This is a genomic window from Planctobacterium marinum (assembly GCF_036322805.1).
Lineage (GTDB): Bacteria > Pseudomonadota > Gammaproteobacteria > Enterobacterales > Alteromonadaceae > Planctobacterium > Planctobacterium marinum_A.
The window spans coordinates 2,558,083-2,571,064 of the sequence record NZ_AP027272.1; the positions used below are offsets into that span (position 1 = coordinate 2,558,083).

Genomic DNA, 12,982 nt, shown 5'->3' on the forward strand with positions numbered 1-12,982 from the left:
CATCCATGTAGCTCACCTGCTTCGCAGGCCAGCTAAAGCTGTTCTATGCTGTTCCAAACAGCATTTGGTAGACAAGGCGGATGTTTGAAGGTCTAGTGGGCTCGATAACTGCTCCTGCGTTATTCTAATCACCTACATCCATGTAGGGATAAATCAAAAAACATCCAACACCGTATAAATGCTTTTCAGGCCCATCGGAGACACGCCTCAGAAACATTATTTATGATATTCTTCCCTGAATATCACCTGCTTCGCAGGCCAGCTAAAGCTGTTCAAAAGTTTTCCCTAAACTTTTGTCTTTGTTGTGCGAAGTTCACAAGACCACCGGTATTCTTTCATTCGCACGCCTCGAACTAATGTTTCTGAGGCAGCGCTGAGTGCGCAAATGTTTATTAGAGTTGGTATTATATTATTGAATAGCAAATTTGTGCATTTGGGTTTCCAAAGCACCAGATGACACTCTGATAAGTTCCGCTTTATTATGGGCACTTCTTGATACTTGCGCCGTATCCTGGCTCATTTTATCTATCTGACCGATGCGCTGATCCGCCGCTTCAGCTAGTTCCAGTTGTCGCTGTGAAGCCTGAGCAATGTTTTTACTCATCGTAGCGCTTTGCTCAATCAGGTTGAACATATCCTGCAATGCCACACGCACCTGATTAGAGCAGTCCACACTGTGCTCACTGGTCTTTATACTGGTTTCTACTGAATCTATTGCCTCTTTCGCAACTTTTTGTAAACGCTCTATCATATTGTGAATTTCCTGAGTGCTTTCAGAGGTTCGCTTAGCAAGTTGTCTGACTTCGTCCGCAACCACGGCAAATCCTCTGCCTTGGTCTCCAGCTCTTGCAGCCTCTATCGCTGCGTTAAGCGCAAGTAAGTTTGTTTGTTCCGCAACCCCTTGAATAACATGTAGCACCCCTTCAATGTTTTGTACTTCGTTGCCTAAAACATGAATACTTTCTCCAGCCTTTTCTATTTGTTTTTCCAGTTCATTAATAGTAACGGTAGACTCCTGAGTAAGTTGGCTGGCCTCATCACCTTTGTTTTTTGCGTCCTGAATAGCGCTACTGGTTAGGGCAACATCGCGGTTTACGGTTTGTGCAGTCGTGGCAATATCAGCAATGGTTTTAGCTACATTGCCGGTTTCAAGGTTCAAATCTCCGGTTAGCTTATCTAATTCCTGCGACTGCAACTCTGAATCTTTAACCTGTTGTTTTAAACTGTGTGATACGTTGCTTATCTCTTTAACCACTTCGGTTAAAGCGTTTTGCATGTATGAGATTGAACCCATAATGCTATCGTCACGGCAATTTAATGCGCTTAATTCGGTTTTTAAGTCCCCCTTTGAAACTCGACTAACTGCCCTCACTACCTCTTTAATTTCTGCGCCAAGATCCTGTTGTAAGCGCGTTCCAAAATAAAACAAATACAAAGCAATGCTGATAGCGATAAAAACTGATAAACCCACTAGCCATCTTGCAATGGACCAATATCTGGCATCCACCTCTTTAAAACTAATGCCGGTGCCAACATACCAACCCCATATAGGCGTTTGTTGCACGACCGAAGTCAGGTTTACCACTTCGCCGTTGCGCTCAGAAGTCCAGTCGTAAGAAACCAATTGGCCATTGCTTAGCCGTGCCACACGCTCTACCAGTTGCCCAATACTATTGCCCTGTGCGTCCTTAAAATCATTAAAGCTGGTATCCACAAGCTGTGGATCATGAGGCGCTGCAATAAAGTTTAAATCCTGATCCACAACATACACATACTCTGAATCGTGATACTTGTTTTCCTGCAAGATAGTTGCAGCAATCAACTTACCTTGTTGCTCAGAGATGCCACCAGAACGCGTCAACGATTCAAGTTGTGCGATAGTTGAATAGGTACTTTTTATTAATTGCTCAATGCGCGCCAGGTTGTCTTGCTCGCTGGCAATCCTGAGGGCGTGTAGACCCAGTAAAGCGATACTGGACATGGAGGCGGTGATCACCAGTACCAGTAGTGTCACCTTTGATTTAAGCGTGATATTGGAAAACATAATTTGCTCCAGATGATAAGGTCTTGCACCTGAGGTGCACAATTCCTCGCTTACATCCTTGAACCGCGTTTGCTATGCCTGTCAAGACAATGACAACGCTGTCAATTTCATCCAAAAAAATGGCGATTAATCCTGAGTGCATCAGAAATGCATTGCTATAAAACATTAACGAGTTATGACAACGCTGTCATTATTTAACTAAAAAATCAAGAAAAAATAACATTTTTGTAAGAACCTTTGGCCGGTATAAGCTGTTTATAGTCTCGGTTACTTTTTCCTGTCTCTTACAACTGGCCACAATAATTGCTCTGCTGCTGATGTATCAGACATGTTTTCAACACCATACTCTGCCGGATAGCGTCGGGTTATTTTGGCGCTACCGAATAAAACATCCCAGAAGAAAAGTAAATTGCCATAATTGCCTTTGTAATGGGTGACACCGTCTTCCATGTGTTTACCATGATGGGCGCTGTGGGTGGAAGGTGTAGAAATAAGTCTTTCCAGAATCCACATTAGCGGTGCCAGCCAGGATACTTTATATAATGCTTTGTCCCAACGAATATCGCTATGAGCAGCAAAAATAACGGTCATTTTCAGAACCACGTAGACGGCATACACCCACCCTGCCCCTAAATAGATAAGCACACCGGAAAACCAGATCCCCGGCATCAAAAAGTAGTAAAAGAGATTATTCCGATAAACAATCCTGATGGACATATAACTAGCCTCGTGGTGAGGTCTATGCAAGTTGTATAACAGAGGTACATTGTGGGCTAATCGATGCCACCAATATTGTGTCATATCATCAAAAAGCAGAAATAATAAGAATAAAAACCAAAAGGGATAATCCCGCAGAACGTCCTGCCACTCGGGGAACGCATAAAGCGCTGCGGTGAAAGATAAAAACAAAACCAGAGGCTGAGTGAGCAATACTAAAGTTGAAGTGCTAATGACTTCAACGATGGCGTCCTTCGGGGATTGGCGCGGCTTTTTAAAAAACTGACTAAACATAATCTCCAAAAGAATAAAGCTCAAAAATATTGCTGAGATTATTAGAATTTCTGCTTTCATGGTCTTATCTACCTAACATATCCGGGTAAAAGACTAGCAGATCTTCTACACTTAAATGCTAACTAATTAGCATTTGATAATTGTATGCCTCAATCACAACAGCACTTAGATTTTCCCACCTTTTTTTCCATGCTAAACCAGCCAGTCAAACAAGCGCTACTCAATGCAGGTGCGTTAGTGCAATACGAAGACAAACAATTAATACATCAGCGCGGTAGTAACAAAGCTGGTTTATCCGTTGTTATTGAGGGTGCCGTGTTTGCAGGTATCACTGATGCACAAGGCAAACAACTCATCGTTGCTATGCTGGGAAAAGGACATTGTTTTGGCGAATTTAGTTTATTCTCCGAGCTTAACCGAACCCACGATATAAGCTCGATAGGTAAAACAACGCTGTGCCAAATAGCAAAACCTGTGTTTTTTCGCCTCTTTCAACAATACCCCGAATTAGCCGAAGCTCTGTTAAAAACGTCACTGGCACGATTACACATTGTCCTTGAATCTATGGACGCTTTGCGCCGTCTTCCCTTGTTGGAAAAAACAATAAAAATGATTTTAATCATGAGTTATACATCAGGTTTCAAAGATGTAATCCCTTGTCGCCAGGAAGAACTAGCAAACACCATTGGAGTATCGCGAGTGGCGCTGGGCAAAGCCCTCAAGCATTTAGAGCAAGAAGGCTTATTAGAGCTGGCTTATGGAAAGCTCATTATTCAGGGAAGAGATAAATTAGAGGCCTGGTTAGTTGCACGAGACAGAGGCACGATTATGAGTTAACACAGAGTCTGAGGAATCAGAGTTCACCGCGCTGATAACAATTCTCTAATTCATTTAACAATTCAACAAAACTACTATTTTTAACCAAACCTTTTGCCAGTTCGAGACTGCACCAATGGCGATTGCGATGATGCTCTTGCCAGATATGGCGAGGCAGAACCTCAGACACTTTCATAGCAAAGGTTTCCACCGTGCAATTTGCCCCCCATTTGGGTACTTCAAATTGACCAATGCGAACACCAATATCCCCTATAATCCCGCCCTCGTCACGGGCTTCAATTTGGGCAGTGTATTCCGGTGGTTCGCCCGGCTCCATTACTCCTTTGGGAAAGCCCCAGTGGCGGTTTTTACTGGAAGTTATTAACATAACTTGTAACTGTTGCCCTTTTAAACGCCATGGGATCACGCCAGCCTGACTATAGTAATAAGCAGGTCTGTCCCGCTGCTCAACGCCCTGTTCTGTTTCAAAAGTGAAGGTTTTGGGAAGTGCTGAAGATGGGATCACTGTGGCCACTCGTACCGGTAAATCAGTGACCGTTGCGGGTTTTAAGGCGATTAAGCAACAGCATTGAGCTTGTATGCCTTCCAGCTCAACTGAATCCACTTCTGCAAGATTTAATTTAGGCGCAATATTTTGTTCAAAAAAACGATTAGATACACACCATACTACAACCGCCTTTTCCTCTCCTTCCGAAGTGTCCGATAGCATTTGCTCGGCACACATTTCTGGACGCGTCATTAAAGTCACATTATCCCCGGTTCCGCCGGCGGCTTTAGCCATTTTAATCGCCAGAGGTTGTACGGGTAATTCACAAATCACTTTCACAATGCGATCACCTTGCTGCTCGATATGATGACCAATTCTTTGTGCTTGCCGCTTCAACTTGTTCCAGGGAAGCTCCGATGTTTCGTTTGGTTGAGTGACAATAAGATGCACTTAAAATTCTCCATGTGTTATCAAGCGTGAAGTTTGCGTAACTATTTTATGATTTGCAATGATTTACTACTGAGTATTTACAGGCCTGGAAACACAAGTACGTTCTTCTGTTGCTCTGCCAATCCAGTGATCTCTGATAGCCTTCATGCGACCAGACTCTCGCCACTGAACAATAAGATGATTGAATGCCTGCAGATGAGTTCTGTATTCAGGACGAGCCTTTGAGAAAGCGAGGTATAGAGGCTGCACTGCCAGGTAAGGTTGCAAAACTTCAGTAGCATTTTTAAAAGCAGCTTCTTCGACCTCCGTCATATTTTGTGCAACGGTGTAATTCACCACAAGTGGATCAGCCACAATGAAATTAATACGGCCTTTGTGTAGCTTTTTAATATTTATCCAATCATCTACTGAAGGACTAATATAAAAGTAACCCTCCTCCATCAGGGCATCGAATTCAGGCGAATTTTCGTAGCCCGCCACCACTCCAATGGTTTGCGCTTTCAGTGACAACAAATCACCATTAAAATCAAATTCATGATCGGTTCGTTTTATTAGAGCAACATTGCCACCAGAAAAGGGCTCAGACAAAACTAATAGTTCGTCTCTGTTTTTGTGGGGAAATATATCAGAGGGGGCATTCGGTGCAATGGCATATTCGGGGTAAAGAACATCTACATGACCGCTCTCAGCCATCAACACTGCTCGCTTCCATGGCACGAAATGGCTTTGTACCTGATAGCCAAGTTGCAAAAATGCCCCCACTACCAATTGCTGCACCCAGCCTTGTCCACAGACGTTTTCACCGATATAAGGCATCCAATCTAAAGTGGCCATCTTAATGACTTTCTGAGCATCAGGATTGAATATCCAGGCACCATCAGCTCGCTTAAATCCCTCAAAAACGACAGGTTTACCTTCTTTTTCAATGACAACTTCAACAGAAAGCGCCCGGCTTGTCATCAGTGACAACAGCAGAATAAACACTAACGCCAATGGCCACCTATGCTTATAACCTCTGTTTTCCAACTTTGCTCCAAAAATAGTTAACCGCCCTTTAACCTTAGCAAAGATATTGCTGCTTTCTTATATAGCAACAAATATTTAATGTTCAACAGCCAGATCAATGCATCTGACGGAAACGCGTGGCTAAGAAATCCACAAGTACCCTGACACGATGAGACAGATGCTTGCGATGTGGGTAAATGGCGTACACACCATAAAGATAGGCCTCGTTCTCTTCGAATAGTGGAATGAGTCTACCCGCCACCAGATCCTGACTAATTACATACATGGGACAAAACCCAATTCCCAACCCTGCCAAAGTCATTCGACGCATAGAACCAGGCGAGTTAGATTCAAAGTTACCATGTACTTCTACCTTGAATTCCTGCCCATTTTCAATAAAGTGCCAATGCCGGCCATGACGTAAATTTTGATCCACAAAACAATTGTGATGCACTAATTCACGAGGATGTGAAGGTGTTCCATACTTGGCGAGATAGTCTGGAGAAGCACAAACCGTCATTCGCATAGAAGTAAGTTTTTTTGCAATCATCGAAGAATCCGGGAGCTGTCCGATGCGCAGCGCCATATCAAACCCCTCTTCCACCAGTGCCACCCTGCGATTGGATAAATCAACTTCTAACTTGATGTCAGGATAAATTTGCAAAAAGTCCCTAAGTGCGGGCGTCAGATGCAACTCGCCAAAAGACGTGGGCGCAGAAATTTTGATTCGTCCTTTGGGCGCGGCATGCTGAAATCTGACGGAAGATTCCAGTTCATCGAATTGCTCCAGAAGATCAAGGCATTTCTCCAGATATGCCTTGCCACTGTCATTGAGGGAAACTTTTCGAGTAGTGCGATTAAACAGTTGCACATCAAGGCCCTCTTCCAGGGCTTTTACATATTTACTGACGGTTTGTACTGCCATATCCAGCTCTGTTGAGGCTTTGGTAAAACTCCCGTGACGCGCCACCACAGCGAAAACTCGCATCATCTCTAATTTATCCAAAAGCACCTCCAAATCGCCTTATTATCCACAAATTATAGATTATATTTCTATAGCAACCTAATTTATCTCCTTAAAGTATGGATATAAGCTATTTCTGTCTGCTGAAAAGACTAAATAAACCTATTAACGTTTGAGGAAATTAAGATGAAAATTTATGACTTAGAATTATCTGGCCATGCTCACAGAGCGCGTTTATTCGCCAATCTTTTGGGTTTGGAATACAACCTTATTCCAGTCGATTTGCTTAATGGCGCTCACAAGCAACCCGAGTATCTAGCCAAAAATCCCTTCGGACAGGTACCCGCTTTAGAAGATGGTGACGTTACCGTCTATGACTCAAATGCGATACTGGTGTATCTGGCCAGCAAATACGATAGCGACAGAACGTGGCTGCCGGTATCACCGGAACTGGCCGCGCAAGTTCAAGTTTGGTTATCAAAAGCAGCAAACGAACTGCATCATGGTCCCGCAACTGCAAGACTTATCACGGTTTTCGGTGCCGGATATGATCCGGATGTAACCATTCAAAAGGCCAATGCGTTGTTAAACATCATGAATGAGCATCTACAAAATCGCACCTGGTTTGTCGGTAACAACCCCACCATCGCCGATATTGCACTATATTCCTACACTGCCCATGCGCCAGAAGGTGGTGTGAATCTGGCTCACTATCCGAACATTGTTAATTGGCTACAAAAAGTTGAAGGCCTGCCTGGCTTTATTGCCATGCCGACCACTGAAACCGATGCGAAAAAAGCGCTGGCAGCTTAATCCGCTTTACTAACAACTGGCTGCCGATATTCGGCAGCAGTATCGAGGAGATTAGTTATGAGGTTGTTTCACTCCTTTTCAAAATATCTAAATCTTGCACTGATGGAAGGACAGCTGCTGGGAATTAACTTATTGTCCGGGCCAGACTCCGATCTCTGCCCGGTAACACATTTTGAAAGCAGCTTTTGGCCTGCTGAAACTGGAATTAATACCGACAACTTCTGCGCAGATACTGCGGTCAAAAACACTGAATGCAGGCACAAATGATGAATAGCCAAAATAGCGTTTTCCACGAGGGTGAATTAGCGATTCAAGAACGATTAGGCGTTGCCGAAAAAATGGCGCAATTCGGTAAAATGGTTATCAGAGACTACATGCCGAAACAACATTGCGACTTTTATCAACAATTGCCTATGATTTTTACTGGCCATCAAGATAGTCAGGGACAGGTTTGGGCGTCTGTACTGTCCGCTAAACCCGGTTTCATTAAAACTCCGAACAACAAATCTCTGAGAATTTCAGCTCCCCTGTTACCCGGAGACCCTCTTGCTGAGACTCTAAAACAAAACGTGCGCGATAGAGAACTGCGCTTAGGCTTACTGGGAATTGAACTGGAAACTCGGCGCAGAAACCGTTTATCCGCCAAAGTAAAAAGCAATATTGAGAGCGAGATAGAATTAGATGTGCTGCAAACTTTCGGTAATTGCCCACAATACATACAAAGTCGAGAACTGAGCTATTACGAATCTGCGCAGTCAGCTCGGGTATCGAGCTTTCACCATTTTGATGCTCTTGCGATAGAGTTGATTAGTGGCAGCGACACCTTTTTTGTTGCCAGCAGTAGCGGTGAAGCAAAGGATGAAACCCATGGTGCAGATGTCTCTCATAGAGGCGGTAACCCCGGATTCATAAAAGTGGAATCGGATACCGAACTCTTGATCCCCGATTTTACTGGCAATAATCACTACAATACACTGGGAAATTTCCAGCTAAACCCAGCTGCGGGTTTGCTCTTTATCGACTTTAAAACAGGTGATGTGCTTACCCTGACAGGAAAAGCAGAGATTGTATGGCAACATTCGCTAAAAGCGCATTTTAAAGGTGCGGAGCGATTCTGGCGCTTTAGGTTGACCGCAGGACACCATATACAATATGCCTTCCCTTGGCGTTTTACATTGCAGAGTTGGTCGCCGAATACACTGATGACGGGTACCTGGCAGGAAGCGGAGTCGAATGCCGCAGCGGAGCTACAAAGAAATCAATGGCACAAATTCACTGTAACAGAAATAAAAGATGAAAGTCCCACCATACGTTCGTTTTGGCTGAGTTCCGAAAAGATAAGCGCACCTGAATTTAAGGCAGGTCAATTTATCACCGTTCGGGCAAAAATAAGGGGCGAAATTGTCAGTCGAAACTATTCGGTATCCAGTTCGCCTCATGAAAAGCGCATTCGCATCAGTGTGAAAAAATACGGAATATTTTCCCGATGGTTACATGGCAATATCAGCTCAGGAGATGAGCTGGAAATCAGACTTCCACAGGGACAGTTTTTTCTGGAAACATCAGACAAGCCTGCAATTCTATTGTCTGCAGGCGTAGGCATTACCCCCATGATATCGATGTTTCGTTACAGCGTGCAAGAAAGCCTGCGCGCCAGAAAGCCTCGGGAAATCCTCATGATTAATACCTTCTCCAAAGTGAGTGAGCAGGCATTTGTTGAAGAAATCAATCAGCTGAGTAGCCAAACAGAGGGCTATGCAAAGGCCATTTGGGCTGTCACCTCTGCAGAGACCAATACGCGAGCAGGCAAAGATTATTCAGTGGATGGCCGTATTGACCAAAGCCTTTTGCAACAAGTTTTGCCATTGGGAAGTTACCACTTTTATTTGTGTGGCCCCGCAACGTTCATGCAAGATATGTATGACCTGTTAATACGATTAGGCGTGCCAGATAAAGACATAAAAGCGGAATCTTTCGGTCCTGCAAGTCTTAAGCGAGTCAAACAAATTGTTCAGGCAGAATCTCAGAAAGCGATAGTTTCAGAGGTAGCTGAAAATGCAGTGGTAAGCTTTACCCAATCACAAGTAGAGCAAACATGGAGCCCTGAAGACGGTAATTTGCTGGATTTCGCCGAAGCCCACGGATTAACACCCGAGTTTGGCTGCCGAGCTGGAAGTTGCGGCAGCTGTATAGTGAACATAACGCAAGGGGAAGTCGTGCATGACAAATCAAAAACGTTTGCCACTGAGAAAGATGAGATATTGTTATGCTGCGCCAAACCAAGGAAAGGAAAAGACGACCAGCCTGTGAAAGTGAGTATAACAATATGAGTGAGTCTTTTGACTCACTCACATCCGACAGGCTTAGAAAAAGGTGTAAACCAGAGTTGCTGCGGTTTCCGTATCCAGATTATCCACACCATCGTCGACTTCGGTGTTGTGTTTCAATATCACTGAAAACTTCATGGAAAGCGCCTCAGCCAACTTGGCAGAAACAGAGGTTTCAGACTTAGATTTAGTATTGTCACTACCAACTTCAGTACTGATTATTTGTTTAAAATTGGCAGTGTCAGAAATTTTCCACGAATAGTTAACTGCACCACGGACGATAAAACCACTGGCATCCTCACCGTTAGTTTTTTCTGCGAAGGAATAACCCGGACCAACACTGTAAGTAAATTTCTGAGTGGGAGATTCAAACCAAACGCTGTTCCAACCACCTGCGAGGGTAGCCTGATAATCAAAACTGGTGAAGCGGTCGTCTTCATAGGACGCAAAGGCGAACAAACGGTTTTGCGGGTTCTCTAATTTGTAATTTCCTTGTGCTGACAAAAAATAACGCTGTGCAGATGTCTGGCGCTCGTCTTCGCCAAGGTCATTCTCAACTTCCTCTTCCTTATACAAGCCCTCAATCAGGTACTCGTTACTCCAGTCGGTTAACTCATGAGTGGCACTCAATCGGCCCTTAACGGAAGTCGTTTCTGTGTTACCCGTTGTGAAGATAAGCCCTAATTCACCATCTAAGGTAAAATCTTTTTGTTCTTCAGCATAAGAAAAGCCACAGCTGCTCAGTGCTGCTACTAACAGTAATTTTTTCATTGTGTGTACTCTATTTTTTTGATTCGGGAAGCGCTGAGGCACCTCCCTTTTTATAAACTTGCGAATTGTAACTAGTTTTCTGTTTTGTGCAGATAAACATCCATTTGCGGGTACGGAATGGTGATATCGTTCTCATCCAGTTTAATTTTTATATTTTCAATCAGGTGCCAGTATACGGGCCAGTAATCAGCGGTATTCACCCAAGGACGCACTATGATATTAACAGAAGAGTCTGCTAATTCACTAACGGCAATGGTCCATGCAGGATCTTTAAGTATGCGCTCGTCACCAGCCACCACTTCTTCGATAACCGACTTCGCTTTGCGGATATCGGCATCGTAGCTGATGCCAATTAACAAATCTACGCGACGGGTATCTTGTGTCGAAAAGTTGGTAATTGCATTACCCGTTATTGAAGAATTAGGTACGATGACAATTTTATTGTCAGGGGTTTTCAGTTTGGTGGCGAAAAGTTTGATTTCCATAACTGTCCCCATTTTGCTGCCCACCTCAACAAAATCACCGGCTTTAAATGGACGCAGCACTACAATGAGCACCCCAGAGGCAAAGTTTGATAAAGAACCTTGCAGTGCTAAACCAATGGCTAAGCCTGCGGCACCTATTACTGCCACCAGAGACGTGGTATCAATGCCCAGCTGCGACATAGAGGCAATTAACACCGCCAATAAGGCGATGACATAAATAATACTACCGGCAAAGCTAACTACTGCGGCATCAACGCCTTTTTTGGTCAAACCTTTTTTAACCAGGTTTACAACCATTTTGGCGATCAGTTTACCAACAATCAGGATGGCTAATGCCAAACCGATCTTGATACCCCAATCCACTAACATCTCTTGTTGTATTTCCATGTTATCTCCCCAAAAGTGTATTTTTTTCGTGTTCGTTTGCCATTATCCATGAGAAAAACGAAAAACAAATTAAACTTTTGGGGGATAAACCCCAAAATGTCTAAAAATAATAAAATAATCACTTAACAGTGTTACGCCGTTTGTTTACTCTTCGTCTCTTAGCAGGAGTAATTAAGCAACATGAAGACAATAGAAAAGTCCAGCAAACTCAATAATGTATGTTACGACATTCGTGGCCCGATTTTGAGTGAAGCAAAACGCCTTGAGGATGAAGGGCACCGCATATTAAAACTCAACATTGGCAACCCTGCCCCGTTTGGTTTTGAAGCCCCGGAAGATATTCTTAAGGATGTGATACATAACCTACCAAGTTCTCAAGGTTATGCCGATGCAAATGGACTTTATGCAGCCCGTGTTGCGGTAATGCAGTACTACCAACAGCGCAATATCAAAAATATTAGTATTGAAGACGTTTTTATTGGCAATGGCGTCAGTGAGCTGATTGTTATGGCAATGCAAGCGCTACTGAACAATGGTGACGAAGTATTGCTGCCCTCACCCGACTATCCGCTTTGGACGGCAGCGGTCAGCTTGAGTTCGGGCACACCGATCCACTACAGATGTGACGAACAATCTAACTGGTTCCCGGATATTGAAGATATCAAATCCAAAATAACGCCCAACACCAAGGCAATTGTGCTTATCAATCCCAATAATCCTACTGGCGCTGTTTACAGTAAAGATTTGCTGTTACAACTCATCGAAGTTGCCAGAGAACATGGTTTGATGATTTTCAGCGATGAAATATACGACAAGATCGTTTACGACCGCGCCAAACATATCTCCATTGCAAGTCTTGCCGATGATATCTTTTTTGTCACCTTTAGCGGTTTGTCTAAAAATTATCGCGTTGCAGGATTTCGCGCAGGCTGGCTGTTTATCAGTGGTAATAAACGTCTTGGAAGGGGTTATATTGAAGGCCTGAATATTTTGTCATCAATGCGCATGTGCGCCAATGTGCCCAGTCAACACGCCATTCAGACAGCATTAGGTGGTTATCAAAGCATTAACGAATTAATAGCCGAAGGTGGTCGTTTGCGCACTCAACGAGACATCGCCTATAAAATGTTAAACGATATTCCGGGCATCAAGTGTGTAAAACCCAAAGGCGCCATGTATTGTTTTGCCAAAGTCGATGAGAAAAAATTTCAGATCCGTGACGATGAGCGCATGATTTTAGATCTTCTGCGACAACAAAAAGTATTGTTGGTGCACGGCAGTGCCTTTAACTTTTTCGAAGGGATCTACTTCCGCTTGGTATTTTTACCTCACCAGGACCAGCTTGTGCCTGCCCTCGAAGGTGTCCAGGAGTTCTTTTCAACATACACTCAGGAATAATTA

General features: G+C 43.7%; 11 protein-coding genes. 4 read left to right on the top strand and 7 right to left on the bottom strand.

Going from position 1 to position 12,982, the window contains the following annotated elements; all coding sequences use genetic code 11:
• Positions 1–409: 409 nt before the first annotated feature.
• Entirely contained in the window at positions 410–2,044 is a 1,635-nt protein-coding gene (locus tag AABA75_RS11475; RefSeq protein WP_338292743.1) for a methyl-accepting chemotaxis protein, read from the bottom strand.
• A gap of 267 nt (positions 2,045–2,311) precedes the next feature.
• Entirely contained in the window at positions 2,312–3,079 is a 768-nt protein-coding gene (locus AABA75_RS11480; protein WP_338292744.1) for a sterol desaturase family protein, read from the bottom strand.
• Positions 3,080–3,199: 120 nt separating this feature from the next.
• On the opposite strand from AABA75_RS11480, the gene AABA75_RS11485 reads away from it, so the two are divergent.
• Positions 3,200–3,892 carry a Crp/Fnr family transcriptional regulator gene (locus tag AABA75_RS11485; protein ID WP_338292745.1) on the top strand — a complete coding sequence of 231 codons (693 nt, stop codon included), beginning with the start codon at positions 3,200–3,202 and terminating at the stop codon, positions 3,890–3,892.
• Positions 3,893–3,908: 16 nt separating this feature from the next.
• On the opposite strand, the gene AABA75_RS11490 is transcribed toward AABA75_RS11485, so the two are convergent.
• From AABA75_RS11490 to AABA75_RS11500, 3 genes are all read right to left on the bottom strand, one after another.
• Complete coding sequence (locus AABA75_RS11490) at positions 3,909–4,829, bottom strand: NUDIX hydrolase (RefSeq protein WP_338292746.1); 921 nt, start codon at positions 4,827–4,829, stop codon at positions 3,909–3,911.
• Positions 4,830–4,895: 66 nt separating this feature from the next.
• Complete coding sequence (locus AABA75_RS11495) at positions 4,896–5,822, bottom strand: substrate-binding periplasmic protein (RefSeq protein WP_425325574.1); 927 nt, start codon at positions 5,820–5,822, stop codon at positions 4,896–4,898.
• A 127-nt stretch (positions 5,823–5,949) separates the two neighbouring features.
• A complete protein-coding gene (locus AABA75_RS11500; RefSeq protein WP_338292747.1) occupies positions 5,950–6,840 on the bottom strand; it encodes a LysR family transcriptional regulator in 891 nt (296 codons plus the stop codon).
• 144 nt (positions 6,841–6,984) lie between these two features.
• Between AABA75_RS11500 and AABA75_RS11505 the strand changes: the two genes are divergently transcribed.
• Together AABA75_RS11505 and AABA75_RS11510 are read left to right on the top strand one after the other, a co-directional pair.
• Positions 6,985–7,611, top strand: a complete 627-nt coding sequence (locus AABA75_RS11505) for a glutathione S-transferase family protein (RefSeq protein WP_338292748.1) — start codon at positions 6,985–6,987, stop codon at positions 7,609–7,611.
• Positions 7,612–7,874: 263 nt separating this feature from the next.
• Complete coding sequence (locus AABA75_RS11510; RefSeq protein WP_338292749.1) at positions 7,875–9,941, top strand: 2Fe-2S iron-sulfur cluster-binding protein; 2,067 nt, start codon at positions 7,875–7,877, stop codon at positions 9,939–9,941.
• A gap of 33 nt (positions 9,942–9,974) precedes the next feature.
• Here AABA75_RS11510 and AABA75_RS11515 read toward each other — a convergent pair whose 3' ends face one another.
• Together AABA75_RS11515 and AABA75_RS11520 are read right to left on the bottom strand one after the other, a co-directional pair.
• A complete protein-coding gene (locus AABA75_RS11515; RefSeq protein WP_338292750.1) occupies positions 9,975–10,709 on the bottom strand; it encodes a DUF481 domain-containing protein in 735 nt (244 codons plus the stop codon).
• A 71-nt stretch (positions 10,710–10,780) separates the two neighbouring features.
• Entirely contained in the window at positions 10,781–11,581 is an 801-nt protein-coding gene (locus AABA75_RS11520; RefSeq protein WP_338292751.1) for a mechanosensitive ion channel family protein, read from the bottom strand.
• A 180-nt stretch (positions 11,582–11,761) separates the two neighbouring features.
• On the opposite strand from AABA75_RS11520, the gene AABA75_RS11525 reads away from it, so the two are divergent.
• Positions 11,762–12,979: a pyridoxal phosphate-dependent aminotransferase gene (locus AABA75_RS11525; RefSeq protein ID WP_338292752.1), complete on the top strand. Its 1,218-nt coding sequence runs from the start codon at positions 11,762–11,764 to the stop codon at positions 12,977–12,979.
• The last annotated feature ends 3 nt before the right edge of the window (positions 12,980–12,982 follow it).

Coding starts and splice junctions, on each gene's coding strand:
- AABA75_RS11505 (WP_338292748.1), top strand. CDS start 6,985: ATGAAAATTTATGACTTAGAATTATCTGGCCATGCTCACAGAGCGCGT.
- AABA75_RS11510 (WP_338292749.1), top strand. CDS start 7,875: ATGATGAATAGCCAAAATAGCGTTTTCCACGAGGGTGAATTAGCGATT.
- AABA75_RS11475 (WP_338292743.1), bottom strand. CDS start 2,044: ATGTTTTCCAATATCACGCTTAAATCAAAGGTGACACTACTGGTACTG.
- AABA75_RS11520 (WP_338292751.1), bottom strand. CDS start 11,581: ATGGAAATACAACAAGAGATGTTAGTGGATTGGGGTATCAAGATCGGT.
- AABA75_RS11515 (WP_338292750.1), bottom strand. CDS start 10,709: ATGAAAAAATTACTGTTAGTAGCAGCACTGAGCAGCTGTGGCTTTTCT.
- AABA75_RS11525 (WP_338292752.1), top strand. CDS start 11,762: ATGAAGACAATAGAAAAGTCCAGCAAACTCAATAATGTATGTTACGAC.
- AABA75_RS11485 (WP_338292745.1), top strand. CDS start 3,200: ATGCCTCAATCACAACAGCACTTAGATTTTCCCACCTTTTTTTCCATG.